This window comes from Teichococcus deserti (genome assembly GCF_001982615.1).
In the GTDB taxonomy this organism is placed as follows: domain Bacteria; phylum Pseudomonadota; class Alphaproteobacteria; order Acetobacterales; family Acetobacteraceae; genus Pseudoroseomonas; species Pseudoroseomonas deserti.
Genome location: NZ_MLCO01000173.1, coordinates 21,305 through 44,487 on the forward strand (window position 1 = coordinate 21,305; position 23,183 = coordinate 44,487).

21 protein-coding genes and 1 pseudogene are annotated in these 23,183 nt (G+C 72.6%); 18 read left to right on the plus strand and 4 right to left on the minus strand.

Translation table 11 applies throughout. From position 1 onward, the window contains the following. Positions 1-473 precede the first annotated feature (473 nt). The 5 genes from coxB to BKE38_RS17045 are packed head-to-tail and all read left to right on the plus strand — an operon-like array spanning position 474 to position 5,941. The gene (gene coxB / locus BKE38_RS17025) at positions 474-1,340 is read left to right on the plus strand and encodes a cytochrome c oxidase subunit II (protein ID WP_242662433.1); all 867 of its coding nucleotides are present in this window, start codon (positions 474-476) and stop codon (positions 1,338-1,340) included. Continuing rightward, entirely contained in the window at positions 1,337-3,850 is a 2,514-nt protein-coding gene (ctaD, locus tag BKE38_RS17030) for a cytochrome c oxidase subunit I (RefSeq protein ID WP_076958472.1), read from the plus strand. Before coxB ends, ctaD begins: the two co-directional genes overlap by 4 nt. Positions 3,851-3,861: 11 nt before the next feature. Continuing rightward, positions 3,862-4,266 carry a hypothetical protein gene (locus BKE38_RS17035; RefSeq protein ID WP_076958473.1) on the plus strand — a complete coding sequence of 135 codons (405 nt, stop codon included), beginning with the start codon at positions 3,862-3,864 and terminating at the stop codon, positions 4,264-4,266. Further along, positions 4,266-4,865, plus strand: a complete 600-nt coding sequence (locus tag BKE38_RS17040) for a cytochrome c oxidase assembly protein (RefSeq protein ID WP_242662435.1) — start codon at positions 4,266-4,268, stop codon at positions 4,863-4,865. The genes BKE38_RS17035 and BKE38_RS17040 overlap by 1 nt, the downstream gene beginning before the upstream one ends. Beyond that, complete coding sequence (locus tag BKE38_RS17045) at positions 4,862-5,941, plus strand: c-type cytochrome (protein ID WP_083747618.1); 1,080 nt, start codon at positions 4,862-4,864, stop codon at positions 5,939-5,941. The genes BKE38_RS17040 and BKE38_RS17045 overlap by 4 nt, the downstream gene beginning before the upstream one ends. Positions 5,942-6,375: 434 nt before the next feature. Here BKE38_RS17045 and BKE38_RS17050 read toward each other — a convergent pair whose 3' ends face one another. Together BKE38_RS17050 and BKE38_RS17055 are read right to left on the minus strand one after the other, a co-directional pair. Next, entirely contained in the window at positions 6,376-7,026 is a 651-nt protein-coding gene (locus BKE38_RS17050) for an NrsF family protein (RefSeq protein WP_076958475.1), read from the minus strand. After that, the gene (locus BKE38_RS17055) at positions 7,023-7,583 is read right to left on the minus strand and encodes a sigma-70 family RNA polymerase sigma factor (protein WP_076958476.1); all 561 of its coding nucleotides are present in this window, start codon (positions 7,581-7,583) and stop codon (positions 7,023-7,025) included. Before BKE38_RS17055 ends, BKE38_RS17050 begins: the two co-directional genes overlap by 4 nt. Before the next feature lie 157 nt (positions 7,584-7,740). Between BKE38_RS17055 and BKE38_RS17060 the strand changes: the two genes are divergently transcribed. Continuing rightward, entirely contained in the window at positions 7,741-8,844 is a 1,104-nt protein-coding gene (locus BKE38_RS17060; protein ID WP_076958477.1) for a catalase family peroxidase, read from the plus strand. Beyond that, complete coding sequence (locus BKE38_RS17065) at positions 8,841-9,371, plus strand: cytochrome b (RefSeq protein ID WP_076958478.1); 531 nt, start codon at positions 8,841-8,843, stop codon at positions 9,369-9,371. Before BKE38_RS17060 ends, BKE38_RS17065 begins: the two co-directional genes overlap by 4 nt. A gap of 50 nt (positions 9,372-9,421) precedes the next feature. On the opposite strand, the gene BKE38_RS17070 is transcribed toward BKE38_RS17065, so the two are convergent. Next, positions 9,422-10,357 (minus strand): LysR family transcriptional regulator, encoded by a 936-nt coding sequence (locus tag BKE38_RS17070; protein ID WP_076958479.1) that lies wholly within the window; start codon positions 10,355-10,357, stop codon positions 9,422-9,424. Positions 10,358-10,453: 96 nt separating this feature from the next. Here BKE38_RS17070 and BKE38_RS17075 point away from each other — a divergent pair, with 96 nt between their 5' ends. The 10 genes and pseudogenes from BKE38_RS17075 to BKE38_RS17120 all read left to right on the plus strand — a co-directional run bounded on the left by BKE38_RS17075 (position 10,454) and on the right by BKE38_RS17120 (position 21,905). Then, positions 10,454-11,209 (plus strand): SDR family oxidoreductase, encoded by a 756-nt coding sequence (locus BKE38_RS17075; protein WP_076958480.1) that lies wholly within the window; start codon positions 10,454-10,456, stop codon positions 11,207-11,209. 25 nt (positions 11,210-11,234) lie between these two features. After that, complete coding sequence (locus BKE38_RS17080) at positions 11,235-11,690, plus strand: nuclear transport factor 2 family protein (protein ID WP_076958481.1); 456 nt, start codon at positions 11,235-11,237, stop codon at positions 11,688-11,690. A gap of 391 nt (positions 11,691-12,081) precedes the next feature. Next, positions 12,082-13,566: pseudogene (locus BKE38_RS33325) on the plus strand (DASS family sodium-coupled anion symporter). Positions 13,567-13,596: 30 nt separating this feature from the next. Beyond that, complete coding sequence (locus BKE38_RS17090; RefSeq protein ID WP_076958482.1) at positions 13,597-14,277, plus strand: 4Fe-4S dicluster domain-containing protein; 681 nt, start codon at positions 13,597-13,599, stop codon at positions 14,275-14,277. Beyond that, entirely contained in the window at positions 14,274-15,887 is a 1,614-nt protein-coding gene (locus tag BKE38_RS17095) for an FAD-binding protein (protein ID WP_076958483.1), read from the plus strand. Before BKE38_RS17090 ends, BKE38_RS17095 begins: the two co-directional genes overlap by 4 nt. Then, positions 15,884-17,233, plus strand: a complete 1,350-nt coding sequence (locus tag BKE38_RS17100; RefSeq protein WP_076958484.1) for an NADH-ubiquinone oxidoreductase-F iron-sulfur binding region domain-containing protein — start codon at positions 15,884-15,886, stop codon at positions 17,231-17,233. The genes BKE38_RS17095 and BKE38_RS17100 overlap by 4 nt, the downstream gene beginning before the upstream one ends. Positions 17,234-17,337: 104 nt before the next feature. Further along, positions 17,338-18,678: an ABC transporter substrate-binding protein gene (locus tag BKE38_RS17105; RefSeq protein ID WP_083747620.1), complete on the plus strand. Its 1,341-nt coding sequence runs from the start codon at positions 17,338-17,340 to the stop codon at positions 18,676-18,678. Then, positions 18,675-20,408 carry an ABC transporter permease gene (locus BKE38_RS17110; protein ID WP_076958485.1) on the plus strand — a complete coding sequence of 578 codons (1,734 nt, stop codon included), beginning with the start codon at positions 18,675-18,677 and terminating at the stop codon, positions 20,406-20,408. The genes BKE38_RS17105 and BKE38_RS17110 overlap by 4 nt, the downstream gene beginning before the upstream one ends. Further along, positions 20,405-21,433, plus strand: a complete 1,029-nt coding sequence (locus BKE38_RS17115; RefSeq protein WP_076958486.1) for an ABC transporter ATP-binding protein — start codon at positions 20,405-20,407, stop codon at positions 21,431-21,433. Before BKE38_RS17110 ends, BKE38_RS17115 begins: the two co-directional genes overlap by 4 nt. Positions 21,434-21,554: 121 nt before the next feature. After that, on the plus strand, positions 21,555-21,905 hold the full coding sequence (locus BKE38_RS17120) for a hypothetical protein (RefSeq protein ID WP_076958487.1): 351 nt from the start codon (positions 21,555-21,557) through the stop codon (positions 21,903-21,905). A gap of 43 nt (positions 21,906-21,948) precedes the next feature. On the opposite strand, the gene BKE38_RS17125 is transcribed toward BKE38_RS17120, so the two are convergent. Next, positions 21,949-22,254 (minus strand): hypothetical protein, encoded by a 306-nt coding sequence (locus BKE38_RS17125; RefSeq protein ID WP_076958488.1) that lies wholly within the window; start codon positions 22,252-22,254, stop codon positions 21,949-21,951. A gap of 280 nt (positions 22,255-22,534) precedes the next feature. Between BKE38_RS17125 and BKE38_RS17130 the strand changes: the two genes are divergently transcribed. Further along, positions 22,535-23,104: a YciE/YciF ferroxidase family protein gene (locus tag BKE38_RS17130; protein WP_076958489.1), complete on the plus strand. Its 570-nt coding sequence runs from the start codon at positions 22,535-22,537 to the stop codon at positions 23,102-23,104. The last annotated feature ends 79 nt before the right edge of the window (positions 23,105-23,183 follow it).

A 23,183-nucleotide genomic window follows, 5' to 3' on the forward strand; every position in this document is an offset into this window, starting at 1 on the left:
GCAGGGCACGCCGATATCAATAAATCCCGCCCGTCGGACAAGTTTCGGACAGGCAAGACGCCGCGAAGACAGCATAACAAACGCTCAGTCCCAGCGTGGGCGCCATTGCCTCGTGGTACTTTCGGACGGACCCTGCGCCGTTGCATTTCCCTTTCACCGTCCGCCAGGCCGGACCGGTCTGCGCCGATGGCCCAGACGCGACCCTGCTGCCGCGCCTGCACGACCACGCCACGCCCCGGCGGTCTCCAAGCCAGGCGGCCCGGCGCGGCAGACCTGTCGTCCTCCGATCATGAACACCCCGCAACCTTCGTGCCTCCCGCGCATTGTCGCGCCACGGAGCAACGGGGATGGCTTTGGACGAAAGGCGCCGATGGCCAGGGCGACGGCCCCTTCTCGTCCTGGCGTCCGCCCTGGCGCTGGCAGGCTGCAGCGGCTTTCAGTCGGCGCTGGATCCCGCCGGGCAGGAGGCGCGGGTGGTCGCGCGCCTGTTCTGGGTCATGCTGGTGGCGGGCGCCGTCATCTGGCTGGCGATGATGCTGCTCGCGCTCCATGCCTCCCGCCGCCGCCAGGCACCATGGTCGGATCGCAGCGCGGCACGGCTGATCCTCTGGGGTGGCGCCGTCACGCCGACGCTGATCCTGGCGGCGCTGCTGGTCTTCGGCCTCGGGCTGATGCCGACGCTGCGCGCCCCGGGCGACGGCCTGCGCATCGAGGTCCAGGGCGAGCAGTTCTGGTGGCGCATCCGCTACACGCTGCCCGATGGCCGCAGCCTGACCACGGCCAATGAGGTCCGCCTGCCGCGCGGCCAGCGCAGCGAGTTCCTGCTGACCGCGCAGGATGTCATCCATTCCTTCTGGATCCCGGCGCTGGGCGGCAAGATGGACATGATCCCCGGCGCCACCAACCGCCTGGTGCTGGAGCCGGAAAGAACAGGGCAGTTCCGCGGCGTCTGCGCCGAGTTCTGCGGATCCTCCCATGCGCTGATGGCCTTCAGCGTCGAGGTGATGGAGCCGGCCGATTTCGACGCCTGGGTCGCGGCCGAGCTCGCCCCCGCCGCCACCCCGCGCGGCGAGGGCGCGGCGCTGTTCATGGCGCGCGGCTGCGGCGCCTGCCACACGGTGCGCGGCACGGCGGCGGCGGGGCGCATCGGGCCGGAGCTGACGCATCTGGCCGGGCGGCACAGCCTGGGCGCCGGCATCCTGCCGAACGACGCCGCGACGATCGACCGCTTCATCCGCGAGGTGAACGTCATCAAGCCCGGCGCGCGCATGCCGGGCTTCGCCATGCTGCCCGCGGCCGAGACAGCCGCCATCGCCGCCTGGCTGGGGAGCCTGCGATGAGCGACGAGCTTCGCGCGCAGCAGGAAGAACGCCTCGGCCGCGTCTGGGCCTCGCCGCCGGGCTGGCGCTACTGGTCGGCGGTGAACAACACCGAGGTTGGCCGCTGGTACACCGCGACCGCCTTCGCCTTCTTCCTGTTTGCCGGGGTCCTGGCGCTGCTGGTCCGCGCCCAGCTGGCGGTGCCCGAGAACGACCTGGTCCCGGCCGGCCGCTACAACCAGCTTTTCACGCTGCACGGCACGGCGATGATGTTCCTCTTCGCCGTGCCGATCTTCGAGGCGGTGGCCATCCTGCTGCTGCCGACCATGCTGGCGGCGCGCGACCTGCCCTTCCCGCGGCTGTCCGCCTTCGGCTACTGGTGCTTCCTGATCGGCGGCGTCTTCGTCTGCGGCTCGATCTTCTTCAATGCGGCGCCCGATGGCGGCTGGTTCATGTATCCGCCGCTGACCACCAACCCGAAGCTGACCGGGATCGGCGCCGATATCTGGCTGCTCGGCCTGTCCTTCATCGAGGTCGCCTCCATCGCCGCGGCCGTCGAGCTGATCGTCGGCGTGCTGAAATGCCGCCCCCCCGGCATGCGCATCAACACCATGCCGCTCTACTGCTGGTACGTGCTGATCGTCGGCGGCATGATCCTTTTCGCGTTTCCGCCGCTGATCGCGGGCGACATCCTGTTCGAACTGCAGCGGCTGGCGGACTGGCCCTTCTTCGACCCGGCGCGCGGCGGCGACCCGCTGCTGTGGCAGCACCTGTTCTGGATCTTCGGCCATCCGGAGGTCTATATCGTCTTCCTGCCCTCCATCGCCCTGCTGGCGATGATGGTGCCGAGCTTCGCCCGCCGCCCGATCATCGGCTATTCCTGGATCGTGCTGGCCGCCATCGGCACCGGCTTCCTGAGCTTCGGGCTCTGGGTGCACCACATGTTCACCACGGGGCTGCCGGCGATCTCGCTGGGGTTCTTCTCGGCCGCGTCCGAGGCCGTGGCCATCCCGACAGGCGTGCAGCTTTTCGTCTTCCTCGCCACCATGCTGGCAGGGCGGATGGTGATGTCGGTGCCGATGCTCTTCGCCGCCGGGTCGCTGGCGATCTTCGTGTGCGGCGGGCTGACGGGCGTGATGGTGGCCATCGCGCCCTTCGACTGGCAGGCGCATGACAGCTATTTCGTCGTCGCCCACCTGCACTACACGCTGGGCGGCGGCATGCTGTTCCCGCTGTTTGCCGGCGCCTATTACTATGTCCCGCTGGTGCTGGGGCGGCCGCTGTCCGACCGCTGGGGCAAGCGCGCCTTCTGGCTGATGTTCGCCGGCTTCAACATCGCCTTCCTGCCGATGCACTTCACCGGCCTGCGCGGGATGCCGCGCCGCGTCTTCACCTATCCGGCCGGGATCGGCTGGGACTGGCTGAACCTGGTCTCCACCTGCGGCGCCTTCCTGTTCGCCGCCGGCGTGCTGATCTTCACCATCGACCTGTTCATCGGTGTCCGTCGCCGCGCCGCCGCGCCGGCGAATCTGTGGAAATCCGGCACGCTGGAATGGGTCGGGCCGCTGCCGGCGCCCGATTACGGCATCCGCAGCGTCCCCGCGGTGTCGTCGCGCTATCCGCTCTGGGACCAGCCGGAGCTGCCGCGCGAGGTCGCCGAAGGCCGCTGGTACCTGCCCGACGCGCAGGAAGGCAAGCGCGAGACCCTGGTCACCTCCGTGCTCGATGCCGAGCCCGAGCAATGCCTGCGCGTCCCCGGCAACAGCTTCCTGCCGATGCTCTGCGCCGTGCTGATCGGCGCCAGCTTCATCGGCACCGCCTTCCATTACTACTGGAGCTCGCTGGCGATCGGGGTGGCGGGCATCCTCGCCATCATGGTCTGGCTGTGGCGCGGCACCGCCGTCATCCCCGACGCCGACGACAAGGATATCGGCCGGGGCCTGCGCCTGCCGCTCTATGTCTCCGGGCCGCGCTCGGTCGGCTGGTGGGCGATGTTCATCACCATGTTCGGCGACATGACCGCCTTCGCCAGCCTGGTCTTCGGTTTCTTCTACTTCTGGACCATCCATGAGGTGTTTCCGCCGCGGCTGGCCGATGGCAGCCCGATGGGACCGGGGCTGCTCTGGCCGGCGGTCGCGGCCGTCACCCTGGCGGCCTCCTGGGGCGCGATGCTCTGGGCCCGGGAGCGCAACGCGGCGGACAGCCCGCTGGGCCTGCGGCTCGGGCTGCTGGCGGGCATGGCGCTGGGCCTGGCCAGCGGCGGCGCCATGCTCTGGGCGCCCTGGCAGGCCGGGCTGGACCCGGTCAGCCATGCCTATCCGGCGACCGTCTGGGTGCTGCTGGGCTGGGCCGCGCTGCACCTGCTGCTCGGCGTCCTCATGCAGGCCTACTGCCTGGCGCGCAGCCTGGCGAGCAAGCTGACCCGAGCCTACGACATCGATATCCACAACGTCGTGCTCTACGGGCATTTCGCCACGCTGACCGGCGCGGTGACGCTGGCCGTCACCGCGCTCTTCCCGCTGCTGAGCTGAGGGGCAGGCCGATGGTTCTCCGCCTGCGCGACCGCGCCGATCTCTGGACCCTGCTGATGCCGCCCACCGTCTGGGCCACGCATTTCCTCTACTGCTACGTCGTCGCCGCCGTGCAATGCGCCAAGGCGGGGATCAGCCTGACGGCGCCCGAGGGCGGCCAGGCCTTCGCCGCGCTCGGCATGGTGCGGCCGCTGGTCGCCGCCGGCACCGCCGTCGCCCTGCTGCTGATCGTCATCGGCGCGCGGCAGGCCTGGCGCCATACCGGCGGGGGCTTCCACGACCTGCCGCATGACGCGGCGACACCAGAGGACCGGCAGCGCTTCCTGGGCTATGCGACGCTGCTGCTCTCGGCGCTGAGCTTCGTCAGCGTCATCTTCATCGCGCTGCCCGCCTTCCTGATCCGGGATTGCCGCTGATGCGCGGCGTCGCGCTGCCCGCGGGGATCGGCGTGCTGGCCCTGGCCTGGGGCGGGCCGCTCTACGCCGCCCTCGGCCCGAGCTTCACCGGCGGCATGGTGCGGCACATGGCGGTCGTCGCCGTCGCCGCGCCCCTGATCGCCATCGGCCTGTCCGGCAGCCGCCTCGACGTGACGACGCGCCGGCCGCGCCGGACCGGGCCGATCGCCGCCTCGGTGCTCGAATTCGCCGCGGTCTGGGGCTGGCATCTCCCGGGGCCGCACAATGCGGCATCAGGCTCGCTGGGTGTCCGCGCGCTGGAGCAGGGCTGCTTCCTCGCGGCAGGCCTGCTGCTCTGGCTCGCAAGCATCGGCCCCGGCGCGCGCGGGGCGGGCGGCATCCTGGCCTTGCTGCTGACCTCGATGCACATGACCCTGCTGGGCGCCCTGCTGACGCTCGCCCCGCGCCCGCTCTACGACCACGAGGCCTGCCTGGGCCTGACCGTGCTGGAGGACCAGAGCCTGGGCGGCGTGGTCATGCTGCTGGTCGGCGGCGCCGCCTATCTGACCGGCGGCCTGGTTCTCGCCGCGCGGCTGCTGCGCGAGGAGAAGACGGCATGATGCTGCGGGTCACCTGGCGTCGGGTCTTCCTCGGCCTCGCCGGGCTGGGCCTCGGCGGGCTGCTGTTCGTCTTCTCCGGCCTGTTCAACGTGGCGGCGACCGGCGGCCACTGGGCGGTCACCGACTGGCTGCTGCATGGCGCCATGCGCAGCTCGGTCCGCACCTATTCGCTGCTGGTCGAGGCGCCGCCCCCGCTCGACGACCGCGCGCTGCAGGCCCGCGGCGCCGGGCATTATGCCGAAGGCTGCGCGCCCTGCCACGGTGCCCCCGGCGCGCCGCAGAACCCGGTCATGCAGCGGAGCACCCCGCCGCCGCCGGATTTTTCCAGGGACATCGAGGACTGGTCGCCGAAGCAGCTGTTCCGCATCGTGCAGCACGGCGTGCGCTACACCGGCATGCCGGGCTGGCTGGCGCCCGAGCGGCACGACGAGATCTGGGCGATGGTCGCCTTCCTCAGGCTGCTGCCGGAGCTCGCCCCCGAGGACTACCGCCTGCTGGCCGATGGCGAGATGGCCGGCCGGCCGCAGGGCGGCGACGGGTTCGAGGCGGCGCTGGCCAGCTGCGCCCGCTGCCACGGCCGCGACGGGCTGGGCCGGGACGGCGCCGCCTTCCCACGCCTGGCCGGGCTGAGCGAGGCGGCCCTGCTGTCCTCGCTGCGCGCCTTCGCGCAGGGCGACCGGCCCGGCGCGCTGATGCAGGTGCCGGTGCAGGGGATGGACGATGCCATGCTGCAGGCGCTGGCCCGCCATTACGCTTCCCAGCCCGCGGCAGCCGCGCCCGGCGCGCCCGCCGTGGCCCCGGCGGTCCTCGAGCTGGGCGGCCGCATCGCCCGCGAGGGCATCGCCGCGGCACAGGTTCCGGCCTGCCTGTCCTGCCATGGCGGCGCGGCCCGGGCGCGCAACCCGCTCTGGCCGCGGCTGGACGGCCAGCACGCCGCCTATCTCGAAACGCAGCTCGGCCTGTTCCGCGACGGCCAGCGGCGCGAGCCGGTCATGCGCACCATCGGCGACCGGCTGACCGAGGCGCAGGCGAAGGCGGTCGCCGCCTGGTTCGCCGGCCAGGCGGCGACACCCTGAGCGGAAGGGCTGAAGCGCGCGGGTGGCGGCGCGGCACGGCCGCCACGCAGGCGGTCCCCGCCCGCCGGCGCGGTCCGTCGCGGCGCCCCGGCGTCACCGCTTGCGCTTGAACACGGCGAGGAATTCGAGGCGGTCCGCCAGCAGGATCACCAGCGCCAGGAAGGCCAGGATCAGGATCGCGATCAGTGTGCTGCTCATGCGCAGACGAACGTCCGCCGGCTGTCGCCGGTTGCTGCCGCGGGAGGCCGTGAAGGATCTGCGGGCCGGCGAGGATCAGGCTGCGGGGCCGGCAGGCCGTCCCCGTCCGGTCCTGCCGATGGAGCCGCGGCGCTGCCCGCGCCCTCTCCGAGGGGGGGCGCCGGAGGCGGCTGGCCTGCGGGACCCCCCGCCCGGCTTCCCGTGCGGGCGCGCCTGCGCCGCGCCGGAACGGCGTCCTACCAGCGCAGCCAGCGGCGCCCGATCAGCCACCCGGCCGAGGCGACGATGCCGATCGCCAGGCCGAACCAGAGGATGACGAAGAACGGGCTGTCATCGCCGCAGCGCAAGGCGTAGATGCCGCCGGCGAGGCAGCCGGAGGCCAGGCCCGCGACCAGCCCCGCCAGGCCAGGCTGCGTCGGCGCCCCCTGCCGCAGGGCCAGCATCAGGGCGGCCATGGGCGCCGCGGCCAGCAGCGGGATCATGACCAGGCAGAAGGCGGCGCTCTGCCCGATCATGCGGTCGCGCCAGGTCGCGGCCGGGATGGCGCCGGCTTCCAGGGCCAGGGCCGCCAGGGCCAGCAGGGACGGCAGCAGCAGCCATCGCGGCCAGGGACCGAGCGGCGCGCCCGGTTCCGCCAGCCGGCGCAGCAGGCCCAGCGCCGGCGCCAGCAGCGACAGCATCAGGGCGACCTTGAAGCCGACCCGCAGCGTCCCCAGCGCGGCGCCCAGCCCCGGACGGAAGCCCGCGACCAGGGCCAGCAGCAGCAGCGCGGCCAGGCCCCCCGACGCCACCGCCAGCCCCAATGCCAGCCCGGGCGTCACCGCCGGCCCGAGCCGCGGCCGCCGGTGATCCGCGGCCAGGGCGGCGATGAAATCCTCGGTCCTCATGCGGTCTCCTTCCGGTGCAGCGCCGCCAGCAGCTTCAACGCCCGGTGCAGGGTGACCCGGACCGCGCCCTCGCTCATGCGCAGCCGGGCGGCCGCCTCGCCGGCCGAGCGGCCCTCGATCGACACCGCCTCGACGACCTGCCGCTGGCGCGGCGCCAGCTGCGCCAGCAGGCGGCCGACATCGTGGCGGGCATCGGCCGCCTCGCCCTCCCCGGCCGCCAGCGTCTCGGCGACCAGCGCGAGCGACACCTCCGGCGGGCGGGCGCCGCGCCGGCGGAAGCCGTCGATCAGCCGGTTGCGGGTGATCGCCGCCAGCCAGGGGCCGATCGGCCGCGCCGCGTCCCAGCTGTGCCGCTTCAGGTGGATCGCCAGCAGCACGTCCTGCACCACATCCTCCGCCTCCTCCCGGGGCAGTCCGGCCCGCTGGCAGCTGCGCCGCGCCAGGGCGCGCAGATAGGGCGCCACGCCCAGCAGGAACCGGCGATACGCCGCCGCATCGCCCGCCCGCGCCGCCCGCATCCACTCCGCCCAATCCGCTTCCCGGCGACCGGTGGTCACGCCTCGCCCTGCCTCATCCCTCCCTTCTACGGCCCCGCGGCCCCGGGCGTTACGGCCGGCGGCGCAGAAATCCGCCGGCGCGAAAATCCGGCCGGGCGCCGTAATGCGGCGCGCGGCGGCTGCGTAGGACAGGGCAGCAACAGCCACGAGGCGCAGCATGGATGAGGATCAAGGGCAGCGCGGGGGCGTGCCGGTCACCGGCATCGCGGCCCTGCTGCGGCTTGCGGGGATCGGCGCGGTGCTGGCGGCCGCCGCCGGCGGCTTCGCCTATGCGGGGGGCTGGCTGACCCCGGACCGGCTGTCGCCCGCGCGGCTGGTCGGACAGCTCGAGGCCAATGCCGGGCCGCATCCCGGCTTCCGCCGCAACCACGCCAAGGGGGTCTGCGTCACCGGCCGCTTTGCCAGCAGCGGCGCCGGGCAGGAATGGTCGCGCGCCACGGTCTTCCGGCCGGGCACGGTGCCGGTGCTGGGCCGCTTCGCGCTGCCGGGCGGCAATCCGGCCGCACCCGATGCCGCGGTGCCGGTGCGCAGCATGGCCCTGCAGCTGACCAGCCCGGATGGCGCCGTCTGGCGGACCGGCATGAACAGCTCGCCCGCCTTCCCGGTCCGCAACGCCGCCGACTTCTTCGCCCTGCAGCAGGCCAGCGCGCCCGATCCGGCCACGCATCGACCCGATCCCGCGAAGCTGCAGGCCTTCCTGGCCGATCACCCGGAAACCGTCCGGGCGCTGGCCCTGGGGCGGTCCTTCCCGCCCGCCTCCGGCTTCGGCAACGGCACCTATCACAGCGTCAACGCCTTCCTGCTGGTCGACGGCGCGGGGCGCGAGACGCCGGTGCGCTGGGCCATGGTGCCGGAGCAGCCCTTCGCCCCCTTCGACGCCCGGGCCGCCCAGGGCCGCGACGCGGTCTTCGACGGCCTGGCCGCGGCGGTGGCCCAGGCCCCGCTGCGCTGGCGGCTGATGGTCACCCTGGCCGAGCCCGGCGACCCGACCAGCGACGCCACGGCGATCTGGCCGCCGGAGCGGCGCCAGGTGGAATTCGGTGTCCTGACCATCGCTGGCGTGGAGAGCGAGGACGACGGCGCCTGCCGCGACATCAATTTCGATCCGCTGACCCTGCCGGACGGCATCGCCGCCTCCGACGACCCGCTGCTGAGCGCGCGCTCGGCCGCCTATGCCCGCTCGGCCCGGCTGCGCGACGGTGAGGCGAAGTCGCCCAGCGCCATCGCGCCCCCTGCCGCCAGCCCGAGGAACGCGCCATGACCCGCTCCGATCCCCGCTTTGATCCCCTGGCACGGCTGCTGCACTGGCTGATGGCGGCGCTGATCCTGGCCATGCTGTTCATCGGCGTCGGCATGGTCTCGACCGTGTCGGAGCGCTACGCGATGCTGGTCGCCATCCACCGCCCCCTGGGCGTGGCGATCCTCTGCCTCGCGGCGCTGCGCCTGGCCAACCGCCTGCGGAAACCGGCACCGCCGCTGCCGGCGGATCTGCCGGCCTGGCAGGGCTTCGCGGCGCGCGCGTCGCACTGGCTGCTCTACGGGCTGATGCTGGGGCTGCCGCTGATCGGATGGGCCATGCAGTCGGCCGGCCAGGTGCCGGTGGTGCTCTATGGCCAGCTCGCCCTGCCCGCCATCCTGCCGGCCTCGCCGGGCCTGCATGCCGCGCTGCGCTCGGCCCATCAGCTGCTGGCCTATGGCCTGTTCCTGCTGGTCCTGCTGCATCTGGGGGCGGCGCTGATGCATCGCCTCCTGCGCCGCGACGGCGTCTTCCGCAGCATGGCGCCTTAGATCCGGCCTGCTGCCGCAGCCCGTGATCCCGGCGCTTCCGCGGATCCAGCTCAAGCCATCGCGCTCTGGGAACCCCCCTCGCGCCAGCCCGGCCGCGACAGACGCTCCGCCAGGAAATCGGCCAGCGCCTCGACCTTCGCCGGCCGGTTCCGCGCGGTGGGGGTGACGAAATACAGCCCGCCGGGCGCCAGCTGCCAGTCGGTCAGCAGCGCCTCGAGCCGGCCCGCGGCCAGATGCCCGGCGGCGATGAACTCCGGCAGCTCGGCGATGCCCATTCCCGCCAGCAGGGTCGGCAGCAGGGCATCGACATTGGTCACCCGCAGCGGGCCCGAGGGCGTGACCGCCTGCGCCGCGCCGTCCGGGCCGGTGAAGCGCCAGGCCTCGCCGCGCGCCCGGTAGGCATAGCCCAGGCAGTGATGCGCCACGAGGTCGCCGGGATGCTGCGGCCTGCCATAGCGCGCCAGATAGCCCGGCGCCGCCACGATCTGCCGCGTCATCGGGCAGAGCCGCCGGGCGACGAGGGAGGAATCCTCCAGCACGGCGATGCGCAGCGCGGCGTCGAAGCCCTCGCCGATCAGGTCGACGCTGGCATCGCTCAGATGCAGGTCGACGGCGATCTCCGGATAGGCCCGGAAGAATTCGGGCAGCAGCGGCGCCACCCAGCGCAGCCCGAAGGACATCGGCACCGCCAGCCGCACCGTGCCGCGCGGACGGTTGGCCAGCTCGCGCGCCGCGCTCTCCGCCGCCTCGGCTTCCCAGAGGACGCGGGTGGCACGCTCGGCCAGGCCCCGGCCCAGATCGGTCAGCGCCAGGCGGCGCGAGCTGCGGTTGAAGACGCGGCCGCCCAGCCGCTCCTCCAGCCGCGTCACGGCGCGCGACACCGTGGCGACGGAGACGCCCAGCGCCCGGGCCGCCCCGGCATAGGAGCGCTCCTCCGCCACCTTGGCGACCATGGCCAGGGCCTCGAAATCCGGCAGCTTCGACATCGACAATCCTGCAACGATGGCTTTCAACCCTTTCTATTTTGCCGGGACCGGGCTGGCCATAGGCTTCGGCCATCAACCAGCAACGGAGTTGCAGACATGGCTCGCAAGCTCGAAGGCAAGATCGCGGTCGTCACCGGCGGCACCAGCGGCATCGGCCTCGCCACCGCCCGGCGCTTCGCCGCCGAAGGCGCCCGCGTCTTCGTCACCGGCCGCCGCCAGGCGGAGCTCGACCGCGCGGTCGCGGCCATCGGCCCCGACGCCACCGGCATCCAGGCGGATTCCACCAAAGCCGAGGACCTCAACCGGCTCTACGAGAGGGTGAAGGCCGAGGCCGGGCGGATCGACGTGCTCTTCGCCAATGCCGGCGGCGGCACCATGCTGCCGCTCGGCGCCATCACCGAGGCGCAGTACGACGACATCTTCGGCCGCAACGTGAAGGCGGTGGTCTTCACCGTGCAGAAGGCGCTGCCGCTGCTGGTGGACGGCTCGGCGGTGATCCTGACCGGCTCGACGGCGGGGACGGTCGGCACGGCGGCCTTCAGCCTCTACAGCGCCTCCAAGGCGGCGGTGCGCAACCTGGCGCGCAGCTGGACGCTGGACCTGAAGCCGCGCGGCATCCGGGTCAACGTCATCAGCCCGGGCCCGGTGCGCACCACCGGCCTGGTCGAGCTCGCCGGCGACGACGCGGCGCAGCAGCAGGGGCTGCTGGACGCGCTGGCCGCGCAGGTGCCGCTCGGCCGCGTGGCGGAACCCGAGGAGATCGCCCGCGCGGTGCTGTTCCTGGCCTCCGACGACAGCAGCTTCGTCGCCGGTGCCGAGCTTTTCGCCGATGGCGGCCTGGCGCAGGTCTGACGCGTCCCGGCCCGGGAGGTCCCCGATGGACGACATCATCGCTTCCCTGCTGACCCGCAACCTCCTGGAGGTCTTCGGCGAGCGGGATCCGGCCCGGCGCCGCCGCGCCATCGCGGACCTCTTCGCCGGAGACGTGGTCTTCGCCGACCCGCATGGCCGCGCGACCGGTCATGCGGCGCTGGACCGGCAGGTGGAGGCCCTGCTGGCGCGTGCCCCCGGCTGGAGCTTCCGGGTCGCCGGGCCGGTCCAGGCGGTGCAGGAGGCGGGCCGCCTGGCCTGGGGCTTCGGCCCGCCCGGCGAGGCGCCGCGGGTCACCGGGCTGGACGTGATCCTGGTGCGGGAGGGCAAGATCGCCGCGCTCTACACCTTCCTCGATCCGGCGACAGATCCGGCTGCGGGCGCCGACGCGCGGCGGATCGGTCAGGCGTCGCCGCGGCCACCATCTCCCCGCCAGGAGCGCGCCCGAGGCTCGATCGCCTGACCGGGCAGGGCACGGTCGACGCCGGCCGCCTGGTGGCGGCCGCATGCATCTCCCCTTATACAATCTGGAAGAAATCCAACGTCGCGGTTGAGCGCCGCCTTCGCCGCGGCGGTGGATTCCCCGCACATTCGAGACTCCTGGCTGTCGATGTCGCGATTTCTGGCCCGGCGACCGTGGCTGGATTCGGTGCGGCCGGCGGCGCGTGTCGCAAAAATTCGTTGCGGTTGCCGGCCGGTCGATCCTGCGGCAAAGCTACGCCGCCCGGCCGGCCGGCTGCCGGATCGCGGGCGGCGCCGCACCGGGCGCAGGATCAACAGGATCGGGCGCCGAGGCCGTGACGGCCCGATCCCCAGGATGACAGGGGCCCGCGATGCCTGAGCGTCTTCGAGCGATGCTGGTGTATTTCAACGATGCCGTGCCTTTCCGGCTGAAGCCCGCCATCATCACGACCCTCTTCCTCGTCGCGCTGCTGCTGATGCCGGTCCCCGAGGGGCTGACGCCCAAGGCCTGGGGCCTGGTCGCCATCTTCCTCACCACCATCCTGGCCATCATCCTGAAGGTGATGCCGATCGGCGTGATGGCGATGATGGCGATCGTCATCGTCTCGCTGTCGCAGGTGACCAACACCACCTCGCGCGGGGCGATGGCGGATGCGCTGGGAAGCCTGTCCAATCCGCTGATCTGGCTGATCGTCATCGCCATCATGATCTCGCGCGGGTTGAAGAAGACCGGGCTGGGCAACCGGATCGGCCTGGCCTTCATCGCGCTGCTGGGCCGCCGCACCATCGGCATCGGCTACGGCCTGGCGGTGTGCGAGCTGCTGCTGGCGCCCTTCACGCCGAGCAACACCGCGCGTGGCGGCGGCATCGTGCATCCGATCATGAAGTCGATCGCCGCGACCTTCGGCTCCGACCCGGCCCAGGGCACCGAGCGGAAGATGGGCACCTACCTGTCGCTGGTGAACATCCATGCCAACACCATCACCTCGGGCATGTTCATCACGGCGACCGCCCCCAATCCGCTGGTGGTTGACTATGTCGCGCGGGTGACACAGGGGAATTTCCATCTCTCCTGGACCGACTGAGCGCTCTACATGGTCGTGCCTGCGCTCACCTGCCTGCTGGCCATGCCGCTGGTCATCGCCCTGCTGTCGCCGCCGGAGGTGAAGGCGACGCCGGACGCCGTCGGCTATGCGCGCGGGGAGCTCGCGAAGATGGGTCCGCTCTCGGGCAAGGAGAAGGTGATGATCGGCACCTTCGGCCTGCTCCTCGTGCTCTGGGCCAATGTGCCCGCCATGATCCTGGGCCCGGCCTTCACCCTGGACCCGACGGCCGTCGCGCTGGTCGGGCTCTTCGCGCTGATCATCACCGGCACGCTCGACTGGGACGACGTGCTGTCGGAGAAGAGCGCCTGGGACACGCTGATCTGGTTCGGCGCCCTGGTGATGATGGCCGAGCAGCTCAACAAGGTCGGCGTCATCGCCTGGCTCTCGGCCGGGCTGCAGGGCGGCATCGCCGCCGCCGGCCTGGGCTGGGAGCTGGCGGCGGCGCTGCTGGTGCTGCTGTTTGTGTTCTCCCACTACATGTTCGCCAGCACCACCGCGCATATCAGCGCCATGATGCTGGCCTTCCTGACCGTCGGCGTGCAGCTGGTGCCGGCCGACTATGTCGTGCTGTTCCTGATGATGATGGTCGCAGGCTCCACCATCATGATGACGCTGACCCATTATGCCACCGGCACCTCGCCGATCATCTTCGGCAGCGGCTATGTCTCGCTCGGCGAGTGGTGGAAGGTCGGCTTCGTGATGTGCGTGCTGGAGCTGGTGGTCTTCGCCCTGCTCGGCGGGCTGTGGTGGAAGATCCTCGGACTCTGGTAGCCTGACCCATCGCCAGCAGAGGAGGCCGCCATGACCGAGCCGGGATCCGAGGCGCCGCCCGAGATCGCCTTCACCTTCGACGGCCAGCCGATCCGCGCCCGCGCCGGCGCGACCCTGCTGCAGGCCTGGATCGCCGCCGGCCTGCCGCTGACGGAGAATGTCGGCTGCATGGGCCAGGGCGTCTGCGGCGCCTGCCGCGTCCTGGTGCGCCGCCCGGGCGAGCGGCTGGCCGGCACCGCCCTGGCCTGCGAGATGCAGGCCGAGGCGGGCATGCAGGTCTCCTTCGTCGATCACTTCCCCGCGCGCCGCGCGCATGCCTATGACCTGCATGCGCTGACCGACAGCTGGACGGCGCTGGAGCAGATCGACCGTGTCTTCCCGGAGGCGCGACATTGCCGCCATTGCGGCGGCTGCGACCATGCCTGCCCCAAGGGCATCGCGGTGCAGCGCATGGTGACCCTGGCCGCCGAGGGCCAGGCCTTCGCCGCCGCTGCCCTGTTCGACCATTGCGTGCTCTGCAACCTCTGCGTCGCGGCCTGCCCGGAACACATCGACCCGGCCCATCTCGGCCAGTTCGTCCGACGCATGACCGCCGCGCTGACGCTGCGCCCGGCCGATCTGATCGCGCGGCTGCGGGAGATCGAGCAGGGCGGCCAGCCGATCGATCCGGAGGCCCCCGGCGCCAACCCGGCCGCGGCGCCGTCGCCATGACGCGGCCCTATCCGGCGGCGCTCGCCGCCTGGCGCGGCGCGGCCCCTGCCCCGGCCGTGGCGAGCCCCCTGCCGGTGCCCGCGCTGCTCGAGCGCTTCCATCCCGACCGGCAGCACAGCGCGATGGTGACGCTCGCGGTCGGAAGCAGCGCCGGCCAGCCCTGCCGCGCCGAGCTGGCCGCGCTGCTGCAGGCCGATGCGCTGGTCGAGGATGTCGACATCGCCGGCGCGCCGGTGCTGGAGGCGGACGTGCTGGTCATCGGCGGCGGCGGCGCCGGCTGCGTCGCCGCCCTGACCGCGGCGCGCGCCGGGGCGCGCGTGCTGCTGGCCACCAAGCTGCGCCTCGGCGACAGCAACACGGTGATGGCGGAGGGCGGCATCCAGGCCGCCATCGGCGCCGAGGACAGCCTGCAGCGGCATTTCGAGGACACGCTGCGCGCCGGGCATTTCGTCGCCGACAAGGCGCTGGTCGCGGCGCTGGTGTCGGACGGGCCGGCGGCGATCCGCTGGCTGATCCAGGAGGGCATGAGCTTCGACCTCGCCCCCGGCAGCGACCGGATGGGCGGCCAGCTGCTGCGCCGCAAGCCCGGCGGCGCCACGGCCGCGCGCCTGCTCTCCTATCGCGACTTCACCGGGCTCGAGATGATGCGCGCGCTGCGCGAGGCGACGCTGCTGCAGCCCGGCATCACCCTGCTCGACCGCCACCCGGCGCTGGAGCTGCTGACCGACGACCGCGGCCGCTGCGCCGGGGCGGTGCTGCACGACCTGGCGCAGGGCCGCCCCGTGCTGGCCCGGGCCGGCGCCACGCTGCTGGCGACGGGCGGCGCCGGCCGGCTGCATGCGGCGGGCTTCCCCACCTCCAACCACTATGGCGCCACCGCCGACGGGCTGGTCCTCGCCTATCGCGCGGGCGCCGCGCTGCGCGACATGGACAGCCTGCAATACCACCCGACCGGCATCGCCTGGCCGCCGCACATGACCGGCGCGCTGGTCAGCGAGGCGGCGCGCGCCTCCGGCGCCGCCCTGGTCAACGGCCTGGGCGCCCGCTTCGTCGACGAGCTGGCGACGCGCGACGTCGTCGCCGCCGCCATCCTGCGCGAGATCGCGGAAGGCCGCGGCATCGGCCGCGACGGCGTCGAGGGCGTCTTCCTCGACACCCCGGGGCTGGAGGCGCGCGAGCCCGGCATCCTGGCGCAGCGGCTGGTGACGCTGACGCATCTGGCCGGGCGGGCCGGCTTCGATGCGGCGCAGGAGCCGTTCCTGGTGCGCCCGACCCTGCATTACCAGAATGGCGGCGTGGCGATCGACGCGGCCGGCCGCACCGCGGTGCCGGGGCTGCTCTGCGCCGGGGAGGTGACCGGCGGCCTGCACGGGCGCAACCGGATGATGGGCAATGCGCTGCTGGAGCTGGTGGTCTTCGGCCGCCGCGGCGGCCAGGCGGCGGCCGAGGATGCACGCGGCGAGCGGCCGCGCAGCATCGGCCTGAACCACCTGGCCGAATGGCGGCGCGGGCTGATCGCGCAGGGCCTGCCGCTGACGCGCAGGACGCCGATCCTGTTCCCGCCCTACGGCAATTTCGACGCCACCGCCGACCGGGGCCGCGCGGCATGAGCGGGCCCCAGACGCCTTCCCAGACGCGACCGCTGACCTGCACGGAGGTCCAGGTCGGCGCCGATCTCGCGGCCTGGATGGCGGCGGGGGGCGGCGCGGCCCTGCGCCGCGGGCTGCAGGACCCGGCGGCGATCATCCCCGCGCTCGAGGCCGCGGGCCTGCGCGGCCTGGGCGGCGCCGGCTTTCCGACGCACCGCAAATGGGCCGCCGTGGCCGCGCAGCCCGGCCCAGGGAACGGCCCAGGGAACGGCCCAGGGAACGGCCCAGGGAACGGCCCAGGGAACGGCCCAGGGAACGGCCCAGGGGACAGCCCGGAAAAATGGGTCATCTGCAACGGCAACGAGGACGAGCCCGGCACCTTCAAGGACCGCTTCCTGCTGACGCGCACGCCGCATCAGGTGATCGAGGGCGCCCTGCTGGCGGCGCTCGCCGTCGGCGCCGCGCAGGTCGCGCTCTACGTCAACCCGCGCGAGACCGCCGCCGTCGCCGTGATGCGGGCGGCGGTGCAGGCCTGGGACGGCCATGCGCTGCTGCGGCAGCTGTCCGACGCCATCGGCGCGCCGCTGCGCCTCGCGGTCCGCGAAGGCTCCGGCCTCTATATCGGCGGCGAGGAGACGGCGGCGGTCGCCAGCGTGATGGGCGGCTTCCCCTTCCCCTCGCTGAAGCCGCCCCTGCCGGTGGAGCAGGGCGTCGACGGCGCCCCCACCCTGGTGAACAACGTCGAGACCCTGGCCCAGGCGGGGCTCGTCCTGCGCATCGGGGCCGCGGCCTATCGCGCGCTGGGCCGCGGCGACGCCCCGGGCACCAAGCTCTACTCGCTGTCCGGCGACGTGCTGCGCCCGGGCCTGCACGAGCTGCCGATGGGCGTCACCCTGCGCGAGCTGGTCTTCGAGCATGGCGGCGGCATGCTGGCCGGACGGCCGTTCAAGGCGGTCTTCACCGGCGGGCCGTCCAACACGCTGCTGACGGCCGCCGATCTCGACGTGCGGCTGGATTTCGACAGCCTGCGCGAACGCGGCTCCCGCCTCGGCACCGGCGCGATGATCGTCGTCGGCGAGGGCACCAGCATCCTGCGCAAGACGGCGGAATACGTCGCCTTCTTCGCCGCCAATTCCTGCGGCCAGTGCCCCTCCTGCAAGATCGGCACGCACCAGGCCTCGCGCATCCTGGCGCGGATCGAGGCCGGGACCGGCCGCGCCGGCGACCTCGAGGCGCTGGACCACCTGACGCAGCTGCTGCCCGGCAGCGGGCGCTGCGGGCTGGTCGACGGGGCGGCGACCGTGCTGGCCTCGTCGCTGCGCAGCTTCCCGGAGGAATATGCCCGCGCGCTGGCGCGGCGGGCGTAACGCCCGGCACAACCCCATTCCTAAGCCCGCGGCCCCGTGTCACATTACTGTAAAATAACGGCAGGCCCATGTTCCGGAGGGCCTGTCCGAGGGGGAGGTCCGCCATGCTGTCGCCAGTCCTGTCACGCCGCGCCATGCTCGCCGCCGGCGGCGCCGCCGCCCTGCTGCCGGGGGTGGCCCGCGCCCAGCTCGAGCAGCGGGTGGTGGTGGTCACCAGCTTCTCCCGCGACGTAACCACGCCCTTCGCCACCGCCTTCGAGAAGGCCCATCCCGGCACCAAGGTCGAGATCCAGAACCGCAACACCAATGCCGCGGTGGCCTTCATCCGCGAGACCCGCTCCAGCCCGCCCGACCTGATGTGGGCCAGCGCGCCGGATGCCTTCGAGGTGCTGAAGCAGGGCAGCCTGCTCGCGAAGCCGGCCATCGACACGTCCGGCATCCCCGAGCGCATCGGCGGCCAGCCGACCAACGATCCGGATGGCCGCTATTTCGGCTTCGCGGTCAGCGGCTACGGCATCATGTACAACACGCGCTACCTCCGCGCGAACCGCCTGCCCGAGCCGAAGGAATGGGCCGACCTGACCAAGCCCGTCTATCAGGGGCATGTCGGCATCTCGGCCCCCAGCCGCTCGGGCACCACGCATTTGACGGTCGAGACCATCCTGCAGGGCGAGGGCTGGGCCAAGGGCTGGGCGCAGCTGCTGGAGATGGCGGGCAACTTCGCCCAGGTCTCCGACCGCAGCTTCGGCGTGCCGGATGCGGTGAACAGCGGGCAGTATGGGCTCGGCATCGTCATCGACTTCTTCGGCCTCTCGGCCAAGGCCTCGGGCTTCCCGGTGGAGTTCGTCTATCCCTCCGTCACCACCCTGGTGCCGGCCAATATCGCGATGATCGAGGGGGCGCGGAACCCGAATGCCGCCCAGGCCTTCATCCGCTTCCTGCTCTCGCCCGAGGGCCAGCAGATCCTGCTCGACCCCAAGGTGATGCGGCTGCCGGTGCGTGCCGAAACCTATGCCAGGGCGCCGGCCGGCTTCCCCAACCCCTTCACCAATCCGAGCCTCGGCGCCCGGGTGAGCTTCGACAACGACGTCTCCGAGCTCCGCTATGAGCTGCTGAACAGCCTGTTCGACCGCGTCATCACCTTCCGGCTGAAGGAGCTGGTCGAGGCCTGGAAGGCCGTCCGCGCCGCCGAGGCGCAGCTGGCCAAGTCGAGCACCGCCGAAGGCCAGCGCCTGCTGGCCGAGGCCCGGGCGAAGCTGACCACCGTCCCCGTCACCGAGGCCCAGGCCGCCGACCGCGCCATCGCCGGCGCCTTCCGCGCGGCGAAGCCCGACCAGCCCTCGGCCGGCCGCCAGGCGCAGTTCGAGGAGGAATGGGACCGCGCCGCCGTCGCTGGCTACGCCGAAGGCAAGCGCCTCGCCGAGCAGGCGCAGCGGGCCCGGTGAGCGCCGCCATCGCGCGCCCCCGGCGGGCGCGGCTGCGCGTCGAGGCCAGCCTCAGCCAGGTCGTCGCGGCGCTCCTGGTCGCCGCCTTCCTGCTGGCCTTCCTGCTGGTGCCGGTGGGGCGGGTGATCCTGACCGCCTTCCTGGACCCGGCGGGCGGCTTCACCCTGGTGCATTTCGCCGATTTCTTCCGCACCAGCCTGTTCCTGGAGAGCTTCTGGAACAGCCTCTATGTCGCCGGGCTGAGCGTGGTCTTCGCCTCGGTCCTGGCGGTGCCGCTGGCGGTGATCCTGGCGCGCTACCGCTTTCCCGGCCGCGCGCTGATCGCGACGCTGGGCGTGCTGCCGCTGGTGATGCCGCCCTTCGTCGGCGCGGTCGCCATGCAGCTGATCTTCGGCCGCAACGGCACGGTCAACCTGCTGCTGATGGACTGGTTCGACCTGCGCCTCGACCTGATGGAGGGGCTGAACGGCGTCATCTTCGTCCAGTCGCTGCACTACTTCCCGTTCATCCTGATGAACCTCGCGGCCTCGCTCTCCAACATCGACGTGGCGATGGAGGAGGCCGGGCAGAATCTCGGCGCGCGCGGCCTGACATTGCTGCGCACCATCGTGCTGCCGCTGTCGCTGCCGGGCTATCTGGCCGGCGCCAGCCTGGTCTTCGTCAAGGTCTTCGACGATCTCGCCACGCCGCTGCTGCTCAACGTCACCAACATGCTGGCGCCGCAGGCCTATCTGCGCGTCACCTCGGTCGGGCTGGCCGACCCGATGGGCTATGTGATCAGCGTCATCCTGATCGCGGTGTCGCTGGCGGCCATGGTCGGCTCCGGCCTGCTGCTGCGCGGGCGCGACTATGCGACGGCGCAGCGCGGCGGCGGCGGGCTGTCGCAGCGGCGCATGACGGGGCAAGGCAAGCTGCTCGCCTGGCTCTTCGTCGTGCCGGTGCTGTTCCTGGTGCTGGCGCCGCATCTGGGCATCCTGCTGCTGAGCCTGGCCACCATCTGGTCCTTCAGCCCGCTGCCCGACGCCTTCACCCTGGCGCATTACGGCACCGTGCTGCGCGAGACGCCGCAATTCCTGACCAACACCCTGCTGTTCTGCGGCATCGCGGCGCTGATCGACGTGGTGCTGGGGGTGGTGATCGCCTGGCTGGTGCATCGCACGAAGCTGCCCGGGCGAGCGCTGCTCGACCTCGCCGCGATGTCGGCGCTGGCCGTGCCCGGGCTGGTGCTGGGCATCGGCATCCTGCGCACCTATTTCGACACCCGGCTGCCCGGCGGTGATTCGCTGGCCACCTGGTGGGGCATGCTGATCATCGTCCTCGCCATCCGCCGCCTGCCCTATGCCCTGCGCGGCGCGACGGCCGCGCTGCGCCAGGTGCATCGCAGCCTGGAGGAGGCGGCGGAGAATGTCGGCGCCGGCAAGGCCGCGACGCTGGCCCGCATCACCGTGCCGCTGATGGCCGGCGGGCTGGCGGCGGCCTTCGTCACCAGCTTCGCCACCGCCGCCGTGGAGCTCTCCGCCACCCTGGTCCTGGTGACGCGCGACGTCGACGCGCCGCTCTCCTACGGGATCTACATCTACATGCAGAGTGCTGCCGGCCGCGGCCCGGGCGCCGCGCTCGGCGTCATCGCCGTGCTGGCCGTCGCCCTCTGCACCTGGGCCGCGCATGCGGTCGCCGAGCGCGAGCGCAGCCGCCGCGCCAGAACATCCGAAGCCCAGGAGGCCGCATGAGCGTCGAGGTCGAGGCCGTGTCCTTTGGATACGGCGCCACGCGGGTGCTGGAGGATGTCTCGCTCTCGGTGCGCCAGGGGGAGTTCTTCGCCTTCCTCGGCCCCTCGGGCAGCGGCAAGACCACGCTGCTGCGGCTGATCGCGGGCTTCGGCACGCCGGATCAGGGCCGCATCGTCATCGGCGGCCGCGACATGACCCGCACCCCGCCCTGGAGCCGCAATGTCGGGCTGGTCTTCCAGAACTACGCGCTGTGGCCGCACATGACGGTCGGGCAGAACGTGGCCTTCGGGCTGGAGCGCCGCGGCGTCGGGCGCGCCGAGCGCGACCGCAAGGTGCGCGCGGCCCTCGACCTGGTGGGGCTGGTCCATCTGATCGACCGCCGCCCGGCGCAGCTCTCGGGCGGCCAGCAGCAGCGCGTCGCCATCGCGCGGACGCTGGCGATCGAGCCCGAGGTGCTGCTGCTCGACGAGCCGCTCTCCAACCTCGACGCCGCGCTGCGGGCCGGCGTCCGGCAGGAGCTGGTGGCGCTGCAGCGACGCCTCGGCCTGACCACCATCCTGGTCACCCATGACCAGGAGGAGGCCAATGCCGCCGCCGACCGCATGGCCGTGCTCGACGGCGGCAAGGTGCTGCAGGTGGGCCCGCCGGCGGAGCTCTACGACCGCCCGGTCAACCGCTTCGTCGCCGGCTTCCTCGGCACCGCCAACCTGATCGAGGGCGAGGTGAGTGGCGGCATCTTCCGCGCCGGCCGCGCCGTGCTGCCGCTGGCCGAGCCCGCCGCCGACGGCCCCGCCACCCTGGCGCTGCGGCCGCAGAGCCTGCGCCTGGCGCGGGTCGCCGAGCCCGGCGCCCTGCCCGCCCGGGTGCTGCGCGCCGAGTTCCTGGGCGGCCATCTGCGCTACACGCTGGACCTCGACGGCCTGACCCTGATCGCCGAGGAAAGCCACCAGCGCGGCCGCGCGCCGCTGGCGCCGGGCGAGGCGATCCAGCTGGTGGTGGATCCGCGGCAGGTCTCGGTGATCTAGGCACGGCGGGGCGGGCGCGGCCGGTCCGCCGCTGCCTTGCGGCGGCCTTGCTTCGGCCTGATCCCGGACACGCTGCCCGCGGAGACTGCCGGCATCGGAGTTTTCCTCCGGGGAGGTTCAGATGCGTCGGATCGTCATCGCGGCCATGGCCGCCACCCTCGTCGCCAGCTCGCTGACCCTGGGGGCGCCCGGCGCCGCGGCGGCGCCGCTCCCCTTCGTCGCCCCGCCCGGCATGGTCCCGCCCGGCATGGCCTTGGCTGCGCAATACCAGACGGTGCAGTACTGGGACCCGCGCGGCTATGACAATGGCTGGGAACGGCGGCAGCAATGGCGCGCCTGGCGCCGGGAACAGGACGAGGCGCGCATCGCCGAGGCCGCGCGGCGCGAGGCCTGGCGCATCGAGCAGGAGCGCGAGCAGCGCCGCGCCTGGCGCCACCAGAACGGCTACGGCCCGCGCCACGGCGGCTGGTGACCGGGCGGGCGCGGCAGCCCGCCTGCCGAAGCGCAGGCGGGCCTCAGCCGGCCCCCTGTGCCTCGCGCACCACCTGCAGCACCGCCTCATGCGTCGCCAGGATCCGCCGCAGCGTGGGCTTGCCCTTGTCGCTGGCCTCGGCGATGCCTTCGTGCATCTCCTCGATGCCGGCCAGCATCTGCTCGGCAAGGCCGGCGAGGCGGTCCTGGAACTGCTCGCCATCCTCCTTCAGCTCGGCCTTCCACAGCGCCAGGACGCGGGTCAGCTCGGTGGCGGCGCGGTTCGGCGGGACGCCCGCCTGCATCAGCTTGATGAGGGGGGCGAGATCGGCGGCAGGGGAGCGGGGCATGCGGCGCAGGATAGGCGCGCGGCCCCCGGAAGGCCAGATGACGGGCTGCCGCGGCGGCGCCGCGTCTTCCGGGGCCGGCCGCTGTTCACGAAGAGCGCCAAGGTGACGCCGCGCTGGTCCAACATATGTTAAAGAATTCGCCGAAGATACTGGAAGCAGAAGCTCTGGCATAAGAAGAGATCGATTAAAAATCGACGTCACTATTAGACCGATCGCCGTTCCGCGCGTTTCCGCCTCATCCCCGGCCAATCAGGGCCGGCGCGGAAGGAGACCCATCGGCATGGCCGAGAAGACGCTGAACGACGCCTTCTACGAGACCCTGAAGGATGTCTACTACGCCGAGAAGCAGTCGGTGCGCGCGCTGAAGAAGGCGGCCAAGGCCGCCGAGGCGCCGGCGCTGAAGGACGCCTTCACCACCCATGCCGAGGAGAGCGCCAACCAGGTGGAGCGCCTGGTCCGCGTCTTCGAGCTGCTCGGTAAGCCGGCCCGCGCCAAGACCTGCGAGGCGATGCAGGGGCTGAGCGCCGAGATGGAGGAGGATCTCGAGGATTTCGCCGGCACCGAGGCGGCGGACCATGTGCTGGTCGGCTGCGCCCAGGCGGTCGAGCATTACGAGATCGCCCGCTACGGCCTGCTGAAGAGCTGGGCGCAGAAGCTCGGCCTGGACGAGGCCGGGCAGCTGCTCGACGAGACCCTGCAGGAGGAGAAGCGGACCGACGCCCTGCTGACCGAGCTCGCCGAGGGGCTGCCCTATGGCGCCGCCGGCGAGGAGGACGGCGCCGGGGAGGATGACGCGGACGACGCCGCCGCGGCGCCCCGGTCGAAGTCGAAGGCCAAGTCCAAGGCCTGACCCCGCGCGCGCCCGGCCGCAGCCACTGGCCGCGGCGACCGGGCGCGCGCCCCTCTCCCCCCTGCGTCCTCCCGACCTG